Source organism: Collinsella sp. TF12-2AT, from assembly GCF_003436735.1.
In the GTDB taxonomy this organism is placed as follows: domain Bacteria; phylum Actinomycetota; class Coriobacteriia; order Coriobacteriales; family Coriobacteriaceae; genus Collinsella.
The window spans coordinates 16,154-35,804 of sequence record NZ_QSQK01000014.1; the positions used below are offsets into that span (position 1 = coordinate 16,154).

Annotated in this window: 13 protein-coding genes and 1 tRNA gene; 4 read left to right on the top strand and 10 right to left on the bottom strand. The window is 62.9% G+C overall.

The genetic code is table 11. The annotated features are described in order from the left end of the window. Nucleotides 1-210: 210 nt before the first annotated feature. Nucleotides 211-642 (bottom strand): zinc ribbon domain-containing protein, encoded by a 432-nt coding sequence (locus DXD24_RS08780; RefSeq protein ID WP_117646551.1) that lies wholly within the window; start codon nt 640-642, stop codon nt 211-213. 485 nt (nt 643-1,127) lie between these two features. On the opposite strand from DXD24_RS08780, the gene DXD24_RS08785 reads away from it, so the two are divergent. The 4 genes from DXD24_RS08785 (at nt 1,128) to DXD24_RS08800 (ending at nt 5,564) form a co-directional block, all read left to right on the top strand. Next, nucleotides 1,128-2,582: an NAD(P)/FAD-dependent oxidoreductase gene (locus DXD24_RS08785; RefSeq protein WP_117564581.1), complete on the top strand. Its 1,455-nt coding sequence runs from the start codon at nt 1,128-1,130 to the stop codon at nt 2,580-2,582. Between the two features lies 1 nt (nt 2,583). Next, nucleotides 2,584-3,942 (top strand): NAD(P)/FAD-dependent oxidoreductase, encoded by a 1,359-nt coding sequence (locus tag DXD24_RS08790; RefSeq protein WP_117564582.1) that lies wholly within the window; start codon nt 2,584-2,586, stop codon nt 3,940-3,942. 5 nt (nt 3,943-3,947) lie between these two features. After that, nucleotides 3,948-4,346, top strand: a complete 399-nt coding sequence (locus tag DXD24_RS08795; protein ID WP_117564583.1) for a DUF1667 domain-containing protein — start codon at nt 3,948-3,950, stop codon at nt 4,344-4,346. 129 nt (nt 4,347-4,475) lie between these two features. Next, a complete protein-coding gene (locus tag DXD24_RS08800) occupies nt 4,476-5,564 on the top strand; it encodes a Xaa-Pro peptidase family protein (RefSeq protein WP_199407921.1) in 1,089 nt (362 codons plus the stop codon). A gap of 350 nt (nt 5,565-5,914) precedes the next feature. Here DXD24_RS08800 and DXD24_RS08805 read toward each other — a convergent pair whose 3' ends face one another. The 9 genes from DXD24_RS08805 to gdhA form a co-directional block, all read right to left on the bottom strand. After that, nucleotides 5,915-7,258, bottom strand: coding sequence for a folylpolyglutamate synthase/dihydrofolate synthase family protein (locus tag DXD24_RS08805; protein WP_117646552.1), 1,344 nt, complete (start codon nt 7,256-7,258; stop codon nt 5,915-5,917). 246 nt (nt 7,259-7,504) lie between these two features. After that, entirely contained in the window at nt 7,505-10,201 is a 2,697-nt protein-coding gene (locus tag DXD24_RS08810) for a valine--tRNA ligase (protein WP_117646553.1), read from the bottom strand. Between the two features lie 284 nt (nt 10,202-10,485). After that, nucleotides 10,486-11,892: an ATP-dependent Clp protease ATP-binding subunit ClpX gene (gene clpX / locus DXD24_RS08815; protein ID WP_117646554.1), complete on the bottom strand. Its 1,407-nt coding sequence runs from the start codon at nt 11,890-11,892 to the stop codon at nt 10,486-10,488. Nucleotide 11,893: 1 nt separating this feature from the next. Continuing rightward, nucleotides 11,894-12,514: an ATP-dependent Clp protease proteolytic subunit gene (locus tag DXD24_RS08820; protein ID WP_022095182.1), complete on the bottom strand. Its 621-nt coding sequence runs from the start codon at nt 12,512-12,514 to the stop codon at nt 11,894-11,896. 163 nt (nt 12,515-12,677) lie between these two features. Then, nucleotides 12,678-13,979: a trigger factor gene (gene tig / locus DXD24_RS08825; RefSeq protein WP_231501567.1), complete on the bottom strand. Its 1,302-nt coding sequence runs from the start codon at nt 13,977-13,979 to the stop codon at nt 12,678-12,680. Nucleotides 13,980-14,067: 88 nt separating this feature from the next. Beyond that, a tRNA-Leu gene (locus DXD24_RS08830) sits at nt 14,068-14,151 on the bottom strand. A gap of 140 nt (nt 14,152-14,291) precedes the next feature. Next, entirely contained in the window at nt 14,292-17,123 is a 2,832-nt protein-coding gene (locus DXD24_RS08835; RefSeq protein WP_117646555.1) for a molybdopterin cofactor-binding domain-containing protein, read from the bottom strand. Beyond that, nucleotides 17,123-18,025 (bottom strand): xanthine dehydrogenase family protein subunit M, encoded by a 903-nt coding sequence (locus tag DXD24_RS08840; RefSeq protein ID WP_199407996.1) that lies wholly within the window; start codon nt 18,023-18,025, stop codon nt 17,123-17,125. Before DXD24_RS08840 ends, DXD24_RS08835 begins: the two co-directional genes overlap by 1 nt. Before the next feature lie 132 nt (nt 18,026-18,157). Next, on the bottom strand, nt 18,158-19,513 hold the full coding sequence (gene gdhA / locus DXD24_RS08845) for an NADP-specific glutamate dehydrogenase (RefSeq protein ID WP_117646557.1): 1,356 nt from the start codon (nt 19,511-19,513) through the stop codon (nt 18,158-18,160). Between the last annotated feature and the right edge of the window lie 138 nt (nt 19,514-19,651).

Below are 19,651 nucleotides of genomic sequence, written 5' to 3' on the forward strand. Positions count from 1 at the left end.
TGCAAGTGCGTGCGATGCGCTCGGCGTTTTTGACTTGCATCATTATAGGCAGGTTGCCTTGGTATACAAGCGCCCGCCGCACCTTAATGGCACGGCGGGCGATTTTCTACGCATGCTTCATCGTGTGGGGCGGCGCGGGGCGCGTGGCGGCCGTGGGATGCGCGGGGTGCGAGGAGCCCGTGGCTTACGGCCGGCCCGGCGATGGATGCGTTACTGGATGCGAGTTCGGCAGTAGGGGCAGACCTTCCAGTGCGCATCGAGCGGGCGATGGCAGCTGGGGCAGACGTTGCGAACCTGAGTGTCGCACACCGGGCAGACGACAAAGTCCTTCTCGATGGGGGCGCCGCACTGCGGGCAGGTGCCGTACTGGGCAAGCTGGCGTTCGCGCAGGGCCATATCCAGCTCCTGCTCCTCGCGGTCGGACGCGTAGGAGTGCGGGCGCAGGACCAGGTAGGCGATGAGGCCTACAAACGGGATGAGGGCAATGATGCCCCATGCCACGAGGGCGCTGGCGCCGCGGCGGCGGGCATCGATGAACACATAGACGACCGACAGCACATACAGGGCGATGATAAAGCCAACGAAGGCATAGACGACGCCCATAAGCTGCGGCGACATGAGCTCGGAGATGTACTTGGACATTACGGGTACCTTTCGGATTATTTACAGTCCAGTCAAGTTTACCACGGGGTTTGTTTATATGGGACTACGGCTGGGTACGGGGCTGGCGCGGACACAAACATCTCAATCTGTAACAGGTGGGAGCGGAATCCGGGTCTAGACGTTACAGATCGAGACACAGGGGTCCCTCCCAGACTTCAATCTCGATCTGTAACATCTTGGGCCCCAAAACCCCTCTTACTGTTACAGATCGAGACATTCAAAATCCGCCTGAAGGTTTGTCTCGATCTGTAACATCTAGAACCCAAATCATCAGCTAACTGTTACAGATCGAGACGAAAGGTTGCCGTAGTTGTCGGCGGACGAGGTTGTCGACGTTGCCGCGTCTCCCCTCTTCTGCCGTTGGCGGGTGTTGCGGGGCTGTTCACCGCATTGCCGCCGCGCTGGGGGTGTGCAGACCGTAGGATAGTCTTATTGACAGCCTGTCAACTCGTCTGGGAGGCACCGTGGCAGAAACGTTTGATATCGCAATTGTGGGCGCGGGCATCACCGGATGCGCCATCGCGCGGCAGCTCGCGCGATTTGAACTGTCCATTTGCGTAGTCGAGGCGGCGAACGATATTGCGCTGGGTGCGTCGAAGGCCAACGGCGGCCTGGTGCACGCCGGCTACGATCCGGCGCCGGGAACCGTAAAGGCACAGGTCAATGCCCGTGGCTGTGAGCTGTATGGTACCTGGGCCCAGGAGCTGGACTTTCTGTTCTGCCGCACCGGGTCGATGGTTTTGGGCTTTAACGACGAGGACCGCACGCATCTGGAGCAGCTGCGGTGCAACGGCCATGTCAACGGTGTTCCCGAGCTGTCGATCGTCGGACCCGACCGCATCCACGAATTAGAGCCGCGTGCCAGTGCCGATGCAACGTGCGCGTTGTGGTGCCCCTCGACTGGGTTTGTCGACCCGTTTGAGGTTGCCATCGCCGCGCTGGAGAACGCCGTGGCCAACGGGGTGACGTTTATGCGGTCCGCGCCGGTGGAAGCGATTGAAGTCGCGGACTCGGGCGACGACGCGCGCTTTACGCTGGCGACCCCCGCTGGCAATGTGCGCTGCCGCTACCTGATCAACGCCGCGGGCAACGGCGCCGCCGACATCTCGCATATGGCGGGGGCCGAAGAGTTTCAGATGGTCTGGCGCCAGGGCAACATCGTGGTGCTGGACAAGGAGCCGCGCACGCTCATGCCGCTCTACCCCGTGCCGACGCCGGTGTCGAAGGGCGTTATCGTGACGGGCACCGTACATGGCAACACCGTGATTACCGCGACGGCTGCCGTGCGCGAGCCGGGCGACACTCAGACCTATGCGAGCGATGTGAACGCGCTGCTGACCGGCGCGCACAAGCTAGTGCCCGATCTGGATACGCGACGTGTGGTGCGCGCATTTGCCGGCGGGCGTCCGGTCATTCAGGGAACGAACGACTTCTTTATTGGACAGTCGGCCGTGGTGCCGGGGCTGTTCCAGGCGGCGGGCATTCAGTCGCCGGGCGTGGCAAGCGCGCCGGCCATTGCCGAGCGCATGGAGCTTGTGATGCGTGAAGCGGGCGTGGAGCTGCACGAGCGGGCGGACTGGAACCCAATTCGCCGCGCGCCGGACGACTTTGACCGCGCACCGCTGGCGCGCAAGGAGGAGCTGATCGAGTCCGATCCCGCGTGGGGACAGATTGTCTGCCGCTGCGAGACGGTGCCCGAGGCCGAAATCGTGGCGGCGATTCGACGCCATCCGGGCGCGGTTTCGGTCGAGGGCGTCAAGCGCCGCTGCCGTGCCGGCATGGGTCGGTGCCAAAGTGGCTTTTGCCAGAGCCGTGTGGTGGCGATTCTCGCCCGAGAGCTGGACTGCGACCCCAGCGAGGTATTACTGGAGGACGCCGGATCTTGGCTGGTTGAGGGACCGCTGAAGGGGGTGCGTTAGGATGGCGAAATTCAAATCGAGCGCGATTGATTGCGGCGTCGTAGAAGCCGTACAAACGCAAGCCTTCGACGTGGTCGTTATCGGCGGCGGCCCCGCCGGCATGGCGGCCGCACTGGCCGCGCATAAGGCCGGAGCGCGCGTGGCCATCGTGGAGCGCGAGCAGCACCTGGGCGGCATCCTCCGCCAATGCATCCACCCCGGCTTTGGCCTGTCGCACTTTAAACAGGAGCTCACTGGTCCCGAGTACGCGCAGCGCTTTATCGACCAGGTGCACGCAACCGACATTGCGCTGTTCCTGAACAGCATGGTAATTGGGGTAGATTCAGGCGAGCCTACAGAAGACACCGCGGTCCATACCGTCACGCTCATGAGCCCCGCCGGCATGCTGCAGCTCACCGGGCGCGCGGTCGTCCTTGCCATGGGATGCCGCGAGCGCACTCGCAGCGAGATCAAGATCCCCGGCAGCCGTCCCGCCGGCGTGTTTACGGCCGGCCTGGCGCAGCGATACATCAATATCGAAAACCTCAAGCCCGGCTCGCGTGCCGTCATTTTGGGCTCGGGTGACATCGGGCTCATCATGGCACGCCGCTGCACGCTCGAGGGGATTTCGGTCGAGGGCGTGTACGAGCTTATGCCGTACGCCAACGGACTGCGTCGCAATGTCAAGAACTGCCTGGACGACTTTGGCATTCCGCTGCACCTGTCCGCCACCGTCACGCGCGTGATCGGGCACGACCGTGTGGAAGCCGTCGAGGTAAGCCAGGTCGACGAGCACCTGGCGCCCATTCCGGGGACCGAGCGCATTGTTCCGTGCGACACGCTGCTGCTTTCGGTGGGATTGATTCCCGAGAACGAGCTTTCGGTTGCCGCGGGCGTGGAGCTTGACCCGCACACGCGCGGCGCCGTGGTGGACCAGAGTCTGCAGACGGGCGTGCCGGGCATCTTTGCCTGCGGCAACGTGCTGCACGTGCACGATCTGGCCGACAACGTGACGACCGAGTCCGAGAGGGCTGGCGCAGCTGCAGCGGCGTACGTGCTGGGTGGCGGAGCCGAGACGGACGCGGTCGCGGACACGGGCTGCGAGCTCACGGTCTTCCCTGCCGGCATTGCGGGATACGCGCTGCCGGGACGCATTACGGCCGTGGCGCTCACCAAGCTCAACTTCCGCGTGCGGCGGCCAGTCGATACCGCCCGCGTGAGAATCTTGGCCGACGGCGAGGAACTGTTCGCCGGCAAGGTCCGCGCGTTTAAGCCGAGCGTTATGGAGAGCTTCCCGCTGCCTGCGAAGGTCATCAAACAAGCGCTCGACCTGGGTGCCAGCAAGATTGTCCTATCCGTCGATCCCATCGAGGAGGCGTAACCAAGATGAGCGATAACGTGATCGAAACGCTGCAGTTCAACTGCACCACCTGCCCATCCGAGTGCCTCCTGACCGTAGAGATGGAGCGCGACGCAAATGGCGCCGTGGTGGAAGTTCGCTCCGTGACCGGCAACAACTGCCCGCGCGGCGATACGTTCGCACATCAGGAGCTCACCTGCCCCATGCGCGTGCTCACGACGACCGTGGCCGTCTCCGGCGGCGACGAAGCCCTGCTCCCCGTGCGCACGGCCGAAGCCATCCCGCTGGCACTCCACGCCCAAGCCATGGACCTCATCCGCGGCGTGGTCGTCGAGGCCCCCATCCGCATGGGCGACGTCGTGCTGGAAGATCTTCTCGGCACCAACATTGACCTAGTCGCCAGCATGAACATCGATCCAACCTAAGCAGCTAATTTGGGACGGGGCTCTTTTAGCTGCTTTTGCAAGGAGTGTCCCCAGGTGCCGGCATAAAAGGAACGTCCCTATGTGCCGGGCTTGGGATACCATGGTGGCAGCCTAGCGAAAGGATGTTTCATGGCACATGTCGATGACCAGCGCATGGCGCGCGTGCTCGATGCGCTCGAGGATCAGCACCCCGGTGCGCAGCTGCTCGTGAATGACCCGTGGTCGATCTATTACCTGACCGGCTTTTATGCCGATATGTTCGAGCGTTTTTGCGGCGTGCTGCTCGTGCGCGATGCCGAGCCGGTGATCCTGGTCAACGCACTGCATCAACTGCCCGAGTACGACAATGCCCGCGTCGCCTATCACACCGATACCGATGTCGTGGCCGACGCCATCGCTCGCGAGGTCGATCCGACCAAACCGCTCGGCATCGACACCGTCATGCGCTCCGGCTTTTTGATGCCGCTCATGGAGCGCCACGCCGCAAGCGAGTTTTTCCTGGGTGACTTTGCCGTCACCGCCGCACGCACCCACAAGGATGCCACCGAGCAGGAGCTCATGCGTGCGTCCTCGACCGCTAACGACGCTGTAATGGCCGATGCTATTAAGCTTGTCCACGAGGGCGTGACGGAACGCGAGATTGCCGACCAGATGCTCGGCCTGTATCGCAAGCACGGCTGCGAGGGCTTTAGCTTTCCGCCCATCGTGAGCTTTGGCGCCAACGCCGGCGACCCGCATCACGAACCCGACGACACTGTGCTCAAGCGCGGCGACGTGGTGCTGTTCGACATTGGCGGACGCCGCTGCAACTATTGCTCGGACATGACGCGCACGTTCTTTTGGGGCGAGCCGGACGAGGAGACGGCACGCATCTACGACATCGTGCGCCGCGCCAACGAGGCCGCCGAAGCGCTCATCGCACCGGGCGTGCGCATGTGCGACCTGGACCGCGCCGCACGCGATGTGATTGAAGACGCGGGCTACGGCGAATACTTTACGCATCGCCTGGGTCACTCGATCGGCCTGCAGGACCACGAGCCGGGCGACGTCTCGCTCGTCAACGAGCAGGTCGTAGAGCCGGGCATGACGTTCTCCATCGAACCGGGCATCTACCTCCCCGACCGCACCGGCGTCCGCATCGAGGACCTGGCCCTGGTGACCGAGAACGGCGTCGAGATTCTCAACGCCTACCCCCACGATCCGGTCCGCCTAGACTAGGCAATGTGTCAAAGGGAGAGCCCCTTTGACACATCTTACAAACGCCGCGCCACGAAAACGGCCTATCTACTACGTTTAACCCGCATGAGTCGACCATGCGGGTCTTTTTTGAAAAATGGCGAGCCATCTACCTGCGGTTTTGATTTCGCAATTCTCTGTATGGTCGAGGGTTACCGGTCAAACGTAGTAAATAGGGCCATTTCGTGGCGAGCAAGTCAACTCGAGGCGCAGGGCAGCCAAAAAGCCCCGTCCCAAATTGACTGCTTTTGAGTTGCGGTGATATACGGACTGTTTGAGGCTTCTGGCTTGTAAAACAGTCCGTATTTCACCGCAACTGATGAGGGGATGGGTTAACGGAGCAGCCCCGCTACTTCGCCGGCTAGGGTGATGGTACCGGCTGCTACGAAGGGCTCGCCCGCGGCATCGAAGGCAGCGAGGGCCTCGGACACGCTCGGATACACGCCCGCGAGCTTGTCGGCGTCCACAAGTGCGGCAAGCTCCTCTGCCGACAGGGCGCGGTCGGAATCGGTCTGGGTCACAACCACGCGCGGGAAGGCCGGGATCAGTACGTCAACGATACCCGCCACGTCCTTGTCGGCCAGCGCAGCGCACAGCAGCGTGGGGCGATTCTCTACGCACGGATCGATCTCGTCCAGCGCGCTCACAAAGTTCTCGCAGCTCTGAGGGTTATGGCAGGCGTCGATCAGCTTGAGCGGATCAGTTCCCAGCACATCAAATCGGCCCGGCGTGGGGCAGCCCACAAGCGACACATCGAGCTTGTCATGATCGAGCTCGCGAGCCAGATACCCCTCGCACAGCATAATCGCGCACGCAGCATTCTGCGGCTGATACGCCGGCTTAACCATACTCGACGTATAGATGGCACGCGGTGTAGTACAGCTAAACTCCACGGTATCGCCTACATGCGCCGGTACCTTGGTCGTGGAATGGCTCACAACCAGCGGCACCACACCGCACTCGCGGCAGCGCGTATCCATTACGCGCTGAACGCTCGGCTCATGCGTGCCCTCGCCCAAAACAACCAATCGCCCAGGCTTAATAACCGCAGCCTTCTCCCCCGCAATGGCCTCGAGCGTATCGCCCAAAATACGTGTGTGATCGAGCCCAATACCCGTAATGGCGACGGCCACGGGATCAGTCGCACTCGTAGCATCCCAGCGTCCGCCCATGCCAACCTCAAGCACGGCAACATCCACGCGAGCCTCGGCAAACACCACAAGTGCAGCAGCCGTCAAAAGGTCAAACGGCGTGATGGTATAGGCACGCTCCCCCGCCGCCACACGACGGGCATTCACTCGATGCCCCGCCTCAACAGCGGCCGAAACGCCACGGGCGAATGCCTCATCGCTCACGACGCATCCATCGACTTCCATGCGCTCGGGATAGCGTACCAGCTGTGGCGACGTATACAGCGCGGTCTTGAGCCTCTCACCACGAAGAATGGCAGCCGAAAAACGCGTGGTCGAAGTCTTGCCATTGGTACCGGCAACCTGAATGCAATCGAAATACTCATCCGGACGTCCCAGCTCATCGAGCATATCGACAACCGTCTCGAGCAGAGGACCAGCATCCCCAGAAATCCGCCCCGTATCAGCAGCAAGCCCAACAACCTCATCAAACGAAAGCAAATCAAACTCAAAAGGAACGGTATACAAGCCGGAACGCTTAGGCATTTTTAGAACCGCCATTCATAGAAAAATAAAACAGTATAGGTTGAGGATAGTCAGCGAAAACGCCTCTGATGAGCCAAGGTGCCGTGAAACAAGGGCGCATAGGGCTTATGCCCATGCGCCCGAAGTTGAACGGCAGATTGGCCATCAGAGGCGTTTGCAGCGTCGAGTCAGCCGCCGTTCGTTAGAACGGCGGAATAGGTGTCCGCAGTAGCGAGCAATGCCCCAAACCGCGTCCCCCAGTAACGCCTACGAGAAGTCAGCAACCTGCGAGGTCAGCGCCGCAAGGATCTCCTTGAGCTCAGCTGCACGGTCCCTCTTCTTCTGGACCACCGCGGGCGCGGCCTTGGCCACAAAGCCCTCGTTGGCAAGCGTCTTCTCGCAGCCGGCGAGCTCCTTCTGGGCCGCGGCGATCTCCTTCTCCAGGCGCGCCTTCTCGGCGGAAAGGTCAACCTTGCCCTCGAGCACCACAAAGACCTCGACGCCGCTGTCGACCACGGCGATGCTCGCTGCCGGCTTCTCGACGTCGGTACCCATAACCAGCGAGGCAGTGTTCGCCAGCGGCTCGATGGTCGAGCGCAGGCTCTCGAGCTTCTCGATGTCCTCGGCGCCGGCGCGCACGACCACGTCGAGCTCGGCCTTGGGGCTCAAGCGATAACGCGAACGCGTGGCGCGAGCGGCAGACACGGCGGTACGGCACAGCTCAAACGCGCGCTCGGCGTCCTCGTCAACATACTTGGCGTAGTCGGCGGGCTCGGGCCACTTGGCGATCATGAGCGCCTCGGCGCGATTCACGTTGCCCTCGGCGTCCAGATCGAGCACGCTCGCCGGCATGTTGTCCCAGATCTCCTCGGTGACAAACGGCATGAGCGGGTGCATCAGGCGAATGGAAGTGTCGAGCACAAAGATCAGGTTGCGCTGAGCCTGCAGACGGTCCTCGCCCTTCAGGCGGGCCTTGGTGACCTCGACGTACCAGTCGCAGACCTCGTTCCAGAAGAACTGCTGCACGCCGCGGGCCATGTCGCCAAAGGTGTAGTTCTCGATGCCCTCGGTGACCATCTTCACGGCCTTGGCCAGGCGGCTGAACATCCAGGCGTCGGCCGGCGTCTCCACGACGGGCTCGCCGGGCGTGTAGCCCTCCATGTTCATAAGCAGGAAGCGGCTGGCGTTCCAGATCTTGGTCACAAAGCTCTTTGCCTGGTCGGTACGCGGGCTGTCGATGAGCTTCTTGGTCTTCTTGTCGATGTTCGCGTCGAACTTAACATCCTGGTTGTTGGTACACAGCGTGAGCAGGTTGTAGCGCATGGCGTCGGCGCCGTACATGCCAATGAGGTCCATGGGGTCAACACCGTTGCCTTTGGACTTGGACATGCGGCTGCCGTCCTTGGCCAGGATCGTCGGGTAGATGACGACGTCCTTAAACGGCACCTCATCCAGGAAGTACAGCGAGCTCATGACCATGCGGGCGACCCACAGCGCGATGATGTCGCGTGCGGTGACGAGCGCCGTCGTGGGATGATGGCCCTCGAGCAGCTCCGGCTTTTGCGGCCAGCCCTGCGTGGCGAAGGTCCACAGCTGCGAGCTGAACCAGGTGTCCAGCACGTTCTCGTCCTGATGGACGTGATGGCCGCCGCACTTGGGGCACACGTCGGTGTCCTCGGTAAGGGCGTCCTCCCAGCCGCAGTCCTCGCAGTAGAACACGGGGATGCGGTGGCCCCACCACAGCTGGCGGCTGATGCACCAGTCCTTGAGGTTCTCCATCCAGGTGGTGTAGGTCTGCGTCCAGCGCGCGGGGTGGAAGGTGACCTTGCCGGAGTTAACGGCGTCGAGTGCCGGCCCCTTGAGCTTGTCGACGGCCACAAACCACTGCTCGGACAGCCACGGCTCCAGCGCGGAGTCGCAACGGTAGCAGTGCATGACGGAGTGGTCGAGCTCTTCGACGTGGTCGAGCAGGTCGTGCTCCTCGAACCACTTGATGACCGCCTCGCGGCACTCGTCGCGGTTCATGCCGGTGAACTCGCCATAGCCCTCGACGACCACAGCGTGCTCGTCGAAGATGTTGATCTGCGGCAGATCGTGGGCCTGACCCATGGCGTAATCGTTGGGGTCGTGGGCCGGGGTAACCTTGACAAAGCCGGAACCGAAGTTGGCGTCGACATGCCAATCCTCAAAGATGGGGATCTCGCGGTCGACGATGGGGAGCATGACGGTCTTACCCACAAAGGCGGCCTTCTCGGGGTCCTTCGGGGAGACGGCAACGCCCGTGTCGCCGAGCATGGTCTCGGGGCGCGTGGTGGCGACGACGATGTAGTCCTGGCCGTTGACCAGCTCGGTCAGCGGGTAGCGCAGGTGCCACAGGTGGCCCTTCTCGTCCTTATACTCGGCCTCGTCGTCCGAGATGGCGGTGGTGCAGTTGGGGCACCAGTTGACGATACGCTTGCCACGGTAGATCAGGCCGTCGTGGTACCAGTCGCAGAAGACCTTACGCACGGCCTGGGCGTAATCCTCGTCCATGGTGAAGCGCTCGTTGTCGAAGTCGACGGAGCAGCCCATGCGCTTGATCTGCTCGACGATGATGCCGCCGTACTCGTGGGTCCAGTCCCAGCAGGCGTCAACAAACTTGTCGCGACCGATCTCCAGGCGGCTGATACCCTCGCTCTTGAGCTTCTTGTCGACCTTGGTCTGCGTGGCGATACCGGCGTGATCGGTGCCCAGCACCCAGCGCGTGGACTTGCCGCGCATGCGGGCCATACGGACGATGGCGTCCTGGATGGAGTCATCGGTGGCATGGCCCATGTGGAGCTTGCCAGTCACGTTGGGAGGCGGAATGGTGACGGTGCAGTCGCCCACGCCCTCACGGCGCTTGTAGTAGCCGCCGTCGAGCCACTTCTGCAGGATCGCCGGCTCGTTGGTCGACGGATCGTAGTTCTTGGGCATCTCTTCCATATATCTCTCCCTGTCCCGCCGGCGTGTCCGCCTGCTTGGTTTTCGCTCGGTCAGGTCCTGGCTCGCACGAAGAGCACATTAAGTGCTCTTCGGCTCGTGCGGAATCTACGAAAACCAAGCAGGCGGACGCGCCTTAGGTATCGATTACTTCAGTCTGATATGACTTCACTGAGGCTTAAACAAACACACAGAATAACACAGGTAGTTGGGGTTATTGCGTATATATAAAATAGCCACCGACCGCGGATGGTCGGAGGCTATTTGCAAGCACGTTTTTGGCAGGTTTACCCGTAGATGCGCTGGGGTTGCTCTTCGCCTTTTACGGAGGCTTCGGTCACGACGACCTTGGCGACGCCCTCCTCGCTGGGGAGGTCGAACATCGTCTGCTGAAGCACGTCCTCGCAGATGGAACGCAGGCCGCGGGCGCCGGTCTTGCGGGCGAGCGCCATGCGGGCGATCTCGTGCAGGGCCGCGTCCTCAAATTCAAGATCGACATCCTCAAGCTGGAACATCTTGCGGTACTGGCGCACCACGGCGTTCTTGGGCTCGGTCAGAATCGACACCAGGTCGTCCTCGTCGAGCGCCTGCGTCTGGGTGACAACGGGCGTACGGCCCACGAACTCGGGGATCATGCCAAAGGCGTTGAGGTCCTGCGGGAGCACCTGACGCAGCAGGTCGTTCTCGTCGACCGAGGTGGGGCCGGCGATCTCGGAGTTAAAGCCCACGCCCTTGTTGCCCACGCGATCGGCGATGATCTTGTCCAGACCCACAAAGGCACCGCCGCAGATAAACAGGATGTTAGTCGTGTCGATCTGCAGCAGCTCCTGCTGGGGATGCTTGCGGCCACCGGTAGGCGGAACGCTGGCCACCGTGCCCTCAAGAATCTTAAGCAGCGCCTGCTGAACACCCTCGCCCGAGACATCACGGGTAATGGAGAGGTTCTCGGCCTTGCGGGCGATCTTGTCAATCTCGTCCACGTAGATAATGCCCACCTGAGCGCGCTCAATGTCGCCATCGGCAGCATTGATGAGCTTGAGCAGGATGTTCTCCACGTCCTCGCCAACGTAACCAGCCTCGGTGAGCGCGGTGGCATCGGCGATGGCAAACGGCACCTCGAGGATGCGCGCGAGCGTCTGGGCCAACAGGGTCTTGCCGGTACCGGTGGGACCGAGCAGCAGGATGTTGGACTTGGCGAGCTCCACCTCGTCCATGTCATCGTCAAGCTGCGAGTCCAAACCGTCGTCAAAGGCCGAAAGCGCAGCACCGCCCTCGATGACGCGGCGGTAATGGTTGTACACGGCAACCGACATGGCGCGCTTGGCGTCCTCTTGGCCCATGACATAAGCCGAAAGCTCGTCATAGATCTCGTGCGGCGTCGGCACGTGCGTGATGACCTGGCGGTCGTCCTCGAGCTCAAAGCCCTCGGCCTCGGGGTCCACGGCGGGCTGCCCAGCAGCCTGGCCGTGATCGTTGAGGAAGCCCGGCAGCTTGCCGTTGCGGGCAGCGTCCATAAAGTCCGAAGCCAGCGACTCCTCCAAGATCTCAGAGCAAGCGGCGACGCACTCGTCACAGATAAAGATGTTGGTCGGACCCTTTACGAGGCGACGGACCTGCCCCTGCTCTTTTCCGCAGAAGGAGCAGCGGATGGGGTTGCCATTCTCGTCAAAGTTGTCCTGCATGTTTCCTGCCATCCTAGGCGTCCTTCGCGGCGAGATCGCGCGAGGTGACGATACGATCGATCAGGCCGTAGTCGAGGGCCTCGGCAGCGGTCAGGTAGTTGTCTCGCTCGGTATCGGCCTGGACCTTCTCGATGGGCTGGCCCGAGGCATCGGACAGGATCTGATTGAGCTCGCGGCGGGTCTTCTTGATCTCCTCGGCAACGATCTCGATCTCGGTCTGCTGGCCCTGGGCACCGCCGCTGGGCTGGTGAATCATGACCTTGGAGTGCGGCAGGCAGAAGCGCTTGCCCTTGGCGCCAGCCGAAAGCAGCACGGCGGCCATGGACGCAGCCATACCGACGCAGATGGTGGAGACCTGCGGCTTGATAAAGTTCATGGTGTCAAGAATCGCCAGGCCGGAGTAAACCTCGCCGCCGGGCGAATTGATGTAGAGCGAGATATCCTTCTCGGCATCCTGGCTCTCAAGATGCAGCAGCTGGGCAACGACCAGGTTGGCGCTGACGGAGTTGATCTCCTCGCCCAAGAAGATGATGCGGTCGTTGAGCAGGCGCGAATAGATATCGTAGCTGCGCTCGCCGCGCGGCGTCTGCTCGATAACGTATGGCACGAGGGCGGAATCGAACTTAGCGATCATACGCATCTCCATTTCTCTCTTGCGGACCAAATTGGTTCTAGATAAACGTACGGTGCCCGCATGCTATGCATTGGCTGGCACCGTACGAAGCAACCGGATAACCGGTGTATAACTTTACCCCATCACAGGCGCACGCATGCGCTCGCGGGCAAGGTGGCGAGAATTACTCGGCGTCCTTGGCGGTCTCGTCGACCTCGGTCACCTTGGCGTTCTCGACCAGGTGGTCGACGGCCTTGGAGCGACGGATGGACTCACGGACGGCAGGCATGCGACCATCGGCGATGAACTCGGCCTTGGAAGCCTCGACGTCCTTGACGCCGGCCTTCTCGAACTCGGCGTTGATGTCGTCCTCGGTGACCTCAATCTTGAGCTCACGGGCGAGGGCGTCGAGCGCCAGGGACTCACGGGCAACGTCGTTGGCCTGCTTGTGCAGGTCGCCGATGAACTGCTCCATGGTCAGGCCGGAAGCGGGCAGCCAGGTGTCCAGCGTCATGCCGCGGGCAGCGAGGTTGGACAGGAAGTTCTGGCCAAGCTCCTCAAAGACGGACTGCTCGTAGTCGGCATCCATCTCGTCGAGCTGCAGGCGCTCGGCGAGAGCGGAGACGCAACGGTTCTCCTTCTCGGCCGGGAGGCGGGAAGCCTTGTCCTGCTCGATCTCGATCTTGATGGCGTCGCGCATAGCGTCGATGCTGTCGAAGCCAAAGTCGGACTTGACGAGCTCGTCGGTGAGCTCGGGGGTGTTGCGGACCTTGATGCCCTTGACGGTGACCTCGACGGTGTGGGTCTCGGCCTCCTCGCCCTCCTCGGCCTCGTCGGTCCAGGTGACGGACTTGACGTCGTCAACGTTGGCGCCGATCAGAGCCTCGTTGAACTCGGCGGGGTTGCTGTCGCTACCGGCGATGAGCATACGGCCCTCGGCGGCAAAGTTGTCGGCGTTCTCGACGGCCTTGAGGTCGACGGTAACGTAGTCCTCGGACTCGACAGCGCGGCCCTCGACGTCCTCGAAGGTGGCACGGTAGTTGAGGAGCATCTCGACCTGGTTGTTGATCTCGGACTCGGTGACCTCCGCAGGGGGCATCTCGATCTCGACAGCGTCGAAGGAGGAGAGCTCAGCGGCGGGACGCAGGGAGAACTCGACGGTGTAGGTGTAGTCCTCGTGATCCTTGGCGAGGTCGAGCTCCTTGTAGTCACCGCTCTTGGTGGGGACGATGTCCAGCTCGTTGAGGACGGCGGGCTCGTTGGCGGCGATCAGGTCGTTGGTGGCCTGAGCGAGGGTAGCCTCGGCGCCAAGAGCGGAATCGATGACCGGACGGGGAGCCTTGCCGGCACGGAAGCCCGGGAAGCGGTACTTCTTGGCGGTGTCCTTGTAGGCCTTCTTGATCGCGGCGTCGACGTCGGCGGCCGGGATGGTGACCGTAGCGGTGAGCTTGGCGTCCTTGACGTCAGAAGCGGTGATGTTCAACACGTTCCTCCTCATACTGCCCAGCTTATCTGAGGTGCTGGTACCTTTATGCAACAAAGAGTCGCGACGGCCGAAGCCGACGCAGATGCGTTGGTGCGGGCGAAAGGACTCGAACCTTCACGGGAATCCCACCAGAACCTAAATCTGGCGCGTCTACCAATTCCGCCACGCCCGCATGAGCGCACAGACTAGGAATGATAGCAGATACGAACGACAAGCGCACGCACACGTTTTACAGGCTCACGACCTCACCACGAGTGCGAAAGGCGGGGCGAGTTGCCCCGCCCCGCCCATTACGACTTGTTCGCCGACCCGCTACTCCCCCAGCAGGGCCTTCTCGGGCGTGATCGGCAGCGAGCGCACCTGGTGGCCGGTGGCGTGTGCCACGGCCGAGGCCACGGCGGCGAGCGGCGTGTTGATGACGACCTCGCCGATCGACTTGGCGCCAAACGGGCCCGTAGGCTCGTAGCTCGGCTCAAAGGCCACGCGAATACTGCCGATATCCAGGCGCGTGGGCAGCTTGTAGCTCATAAAGTTGCCGGTGCGCAGGCGGCCGCGGTCGTCGTGCTCGACAATCTCGTAGAGCGCGTGGCCGATGCCCTGGGCAATGCCGCCCTCGGCCTGGACGCGCGCGAGCGCCTCGTTGATCACGGTGCCGCAGTCGACGGCCGCCGCATAGTCCACCACAGTCACCTTGCCGGTGGCCTTGTCGACCTCGACCTCGGCAATGCCGGCCATAAACGGCGGAGGCGAAACGGGCAGGCAGGCAGAGGCATGCGAGGTCAGCGCGTCGCCTCCCGCGATGTTCTTGACGCACAGGTTGGCAAAGTCACGCAGCGTGAGGTAGCGGTTCTGCTCGCGCGCGGCACGCTCGTCGGACAGGCGCACGTACTGGCCATCAAAGACCACGTCGGCGGCGTCCACGTCCCACATCTGGGCGGCCTTAGCGCAGATCTTCTCGCGCAGCTCGGTCGCGGCGTTCTTGGCTGCCAGGCCCGTCACGTACGTACCCGAGCTCGCGTACGAGCCGGCATCGAACGGCGACACGTCGGTGTCCACGCCGCGCACCACAATGAGCGAGCTCTCCACGCCCAGCTCCTCGGCGGCAATCTGCGCCAGGATCGTGTCGACGCCCATGCCGTTATCGGTGGCGCCGGTGCCGATGGAAATGAAGCCGTCCTCTTCCAGGCGCATGTCGATGCCGGCGATATCCACGTTGGAAATGCCCGAGCCCTGCATGGTGAGCGCACAGCCCAGAGCACGCACGCGGTCGCCCAGGTCGACGGCCAGCGGCTTGTCGCGCCAACCGATCATGTCCATCGCGCGCAGCAGGCAGCGGTCGAGTGCGCAGGCGTTGAGCTTTTCGTTGTAGTACTGCGGCATGATCTCGCCCTCGCGCACGATGTTCTTAAGGCGCAGGTCGGCGGGGTCCATGTGCAGCATGTCAGCGAGCTCGTTGACGGCACTCTCCACGGCAAACTGGCCCTGGGTGGCACCGTAGCCGCGATACGCGCCGCCGCGGTTGGTATTGGTGTAGACAGCGTCCCAGCTAAAGCGGCTCGCCTTTACATGGTTGTAAATCGGCAGGCTCTTGTGGCCCGAAAGGCCGATCGTCGTGGTGGCGTGCTCGCCGTACGCTCCGGCGTTGGACAGCGTGTGCAGGTCGATGGCCGTGATGGTGCCGTCGTTCATGGCGCCCAGCTTAACGGTCATCTGCATCTGGTGGCGCGAGTTGCCCGCAGTGATGGTCTCCTCGCGGGTGTAGCAGCAGTAGCTCGGACGGCCAGTCTGCTGGGTGACGAACGCCACGAAGATCTCGCAGCAGCCCGTCTGCTTGGAGCCAAAGCCGCCGCCGATGCGCGGCTTAATGACCTGCACCTGCGACTGCGGAATGTCGAGCGACTGCGCGACCATGCGGCGCACGTGGAAGGGCACCTGCGTAGAGGTGGTCACCGAGATGCGGCCGAACGCGTCGGTCGTCGCGAAGGCGCGGAAGGTCTCCATGGGCGCGGTCTGCGTGGCCTGGCTGGTGTAGGTGCGCTCAAAGACGATGTCGCTCTGGGCGAAGGCCTCGTCCAGATCGCCGTAATCACTGGTACCGCTGCACACCAGGTTGCGCGGGACGTCGCCGCCCTGCGGGAACATAAAGGTCACGTCGCCCTCGGGGTGGACCACGATGTCGTTATCGAGTGCCTGGGTAAAGTCGAGCAGCGGCTCGAGCACCTCGTAGTCGACCTTGATGAGCTTGAGCGCCTTGTCGGCGGCCTCCTCGGTTTCGGCGGCAACGATCGCCACCTCCTCGTTTTGGTAACGGACGAGGTTCTCGAGGATCAAGCGGTCGTAGGGACTCGGCTGCGGATAGCTCTGACCGGCGATGGTAAAGCGGCGCTTGGGCACATCCTCATAGGTGTAAACGCCCACCACGCCGGGCACCTTCAGGGCGCGCGACGTATCAATGGAGCGGATCTTGGCGCGGGCATAGGGGCTGCGCTTGAGTTTGACGATGAGCGCGCCGGCGGGCACCATATCGCCCGTGTAGACGGGACGACCCTCGAGCAGCGCCTTCGAGTCCTTCTTGGGCTGCTTGTGGGTAATCTGCTTGTAGACGACACCGTCGGAGCTCGTGTCGTTGACCGGCAGCTTGGGCATCTCAAAGCCCACCTGCACGCCGGACTCGTTGAGGAAGCGGACGATGGCGCGCAGCTGACTCTCGTAGCCGCTGCAGCGGCAGAGGTTGCCGGCCAGCTGGCGCGAGAGCTCCTCGCGCGTGGCGACGAGGCTCGGGTCCTCCTTGGCGGCGCGGGCGAGCGCCAACACGTTCATGATGAGGCCGGGGGCGCAAAAACCGCACTGCTCGGCGCCTTCGGCAGCCATCGCACGGGCAAGCGCCTCGGACTCGGCCTTGAGGCCCTCGAGCGTGGTGACGGTGTGGCCCTCTACACGGGCGGCGGGAACCGAGCAGCTCAGCACCGGGTCGCCGTCGAGCCACACCGTGCACAGACCGCAGTTGGTGGTCTCGCAGGCGCAGCGCACCGACGCGCAGCCCTGCTCACGCAAAAGCGCAAAGAGCATGGTGTCGGGGGCAATCTGAACCTTGACCTTGCGGCCGTTGAGCGTAAAGGAAAGATCGATGAGTTTGGCAGCCATTAGCGCACCTCGCTAGAATCGACGCCGGGCACGCGGCGGCAGGAATACTCGTCCGTGGCAAACTTAGGAATCTGCACGCCCTCGAGCTCGCGGGCAAGCGCGGCCGAAAGCTCGATGCCGGCGGCGCGGCGAACGGCCTGCACGGCAAGCGGCGCCGAGATGCGGCGGCGGTAGTCGGCCGAGCCCCACATATTGGTGCCATAGCTCAGCGCGCGCACGGACGCAGCCAGGGCGCGCAGCTCGTCCTCGGAAGGCTGCTCGTTGGTGAGACCACACGCCTCGCCCTGCAGCAGGGTTGCGCGCAGCGGGCGGGCGCCCACGGTGACGTGCCAGGTGTTGTCCCACCAGGCGGCGGTGACGTTGAGCGAGGGGAAGTCGGTCGCGGCCTTGCGCACGGCCTCGTAGCTTACGCGGTACTCGTGCTTAACGACCACGACGCGCTCAATCACGTCGCGCACGTAGCCCATATCCACGAACTCGGCAAGCGGTACGCGGCCGGCGCCCGTCAGCTCAACATAGGAATCGAGCGCCAGGAAAGCCGAGAGCACGTCCGAGAAGCCAAAGCGGCCGTAGATGCTGCCGCCCACCGTGGCGGTATTGCGCAGCTGCACGCCCACGATATCGTGGACGGCAAACTCAAAGACATTGTTGACGAGCGCGTTGAGCTCGGCATGGCGCTCGAGCTGGCGTAGGGTGCACATGGCACCGATGCGAAACTCGGTCTCGGTCTCCTCGATCTGATCGAGTCCGCAGGCCGAAAGGTCAATCGCCGTCGCCACGCGACGCGAACCCAGGCGCATCCAGATGCCGCCGCCCACAATCTTGTTGTTGCGGTTCTTCTGTAAGAGCTCATAGGCTTCGGCCGCGTTTCCAACACGGACGTAGGTACCGAACTTGAGCACGTTCTCCCCCATCTCTTTACTTGTCCAGTACCCCTAAGTGTACCAAACGAGGGCGCACGGCCCTCACCACCATAGAAAAAGGCTCCCAGCACAAATGCTGGGAGCCTCATCAGGTGCTATGTCGAGCTGGGCTTAGCAGACGCCCTGAGCGAGCATGGCGTCGGCGACCTTCAGGAAGCCGGCGATGTTGGCGCCCATGACAAAGTTGCCCTCCTGGCCGTACTCCTTGGCGGTGTCGTCCACGTTGTGGAACATGCCGCGCATGAGCTGCTCGAGCTTGCCGTCGACCTCCTCGAAGGTCCAGGACAGGTGCTCGGCGTTCTGGCTCATCTCCAGGCCGGACACGAGCACGCCGCCGGCGTTGGCAGCCTTACCGGGCATAAAGGCGACGCCGTTCTCTTGGAAGTAGGTCGTGGCCTCGATGGTCGTGGGCATGTTCGCGCCCTCGCCGACCACCTTGCAGCCGTTGGCGACGAGCGCCTGGGCGTCCTCGAGCAGCAGCGTGTTCTCGCGGGCGCAGGGCAGGGCGATGTCGCAGGGCAGCTGCCACACGCCGCGGCCGTCGCCCTCGTGCCACACGGCACCGGGCTTCTCGTCAACGTACATGGCGAGCGTGACGCCCTTGTCGTGGCCGGAGCGCTTCTGGTTGTAGACGTGCTCGAGCACGGAGTAGTCGATGCCGTCGGGATCCTCGACCCAGCCGTGGGTGTCGGAGCAGGCCAGCACCTTGCCGCCGAGCTGCGCGACCTTCTGGACGGCGTAGATAGCGACGTTGCCGGAGCCGTGAACGACGACGTTCTTGCCCTCGAAGGAGTCGCCGCGGCTCTTGAGGTACTCGTCCACAAAGTAGACCAGGCCGTAGCCGGTGGCCTCGGTACGGGCGAGCGAGCCGCCAAAGGAGAGGCCCTTGCCGGTGAGGACGCCGGTCCACTCGTTGGTCAGGCGCTTGTACTGACCGAACATGTAGGCAACCTCGCGGCCGCCAACGCCCAGGTCGCCGGCGGGAACGTCGGTGTTGGGGCCGATGTGGCGATAGAGCTCGGTCATGAAGGACTGGCAGAAGTGCATGATCTCGTTGTTGGACTTGCCCTTGGGGTCAAAGTCGGAGCCGCCCTTGCCGCCGCCCATGGGAAGGGTGGTCAGGCTGTTCTTGAGGATCTGCTCCAGGCCCAGGAACTTAAGCATGCCCAGGGTGACCGTCGGGTTAAAGCGCAGGCCGCCCTTGTAGGGTCCAATGGCAGAGTTGAACTCGACGCGGTAGCCGCGGTTGACCTGAACCTTGCCCTGGTCGTCGACCCAGGGGACACGGAACATAACGATGCGCTCGGGCTCGACGAGGCGCTCAAGCAGGGCGGCCTCCTCGTACTCGGGGTGGGCGTCGAGCGCCGGCTGGATGGTGCCGAGGATCTCGGTCGCGGCCTGGATGAACTCAGGCTGCTCGGGATAGCGGGCCTTGAGCTCGTCGAGAACTTTCTGCGTGTAGCTCATGCTTCCTCCAATGATGGGAAACGAAAATGTCGGTCGCGGCACCCTATGCGCCGCGAGCTTTATCGAGTATGGATAATATCGCACTGTTGCAGCAAAGTTTCGCATAAGCCGACGAGCAGATGTTTCGTTTTGATTACG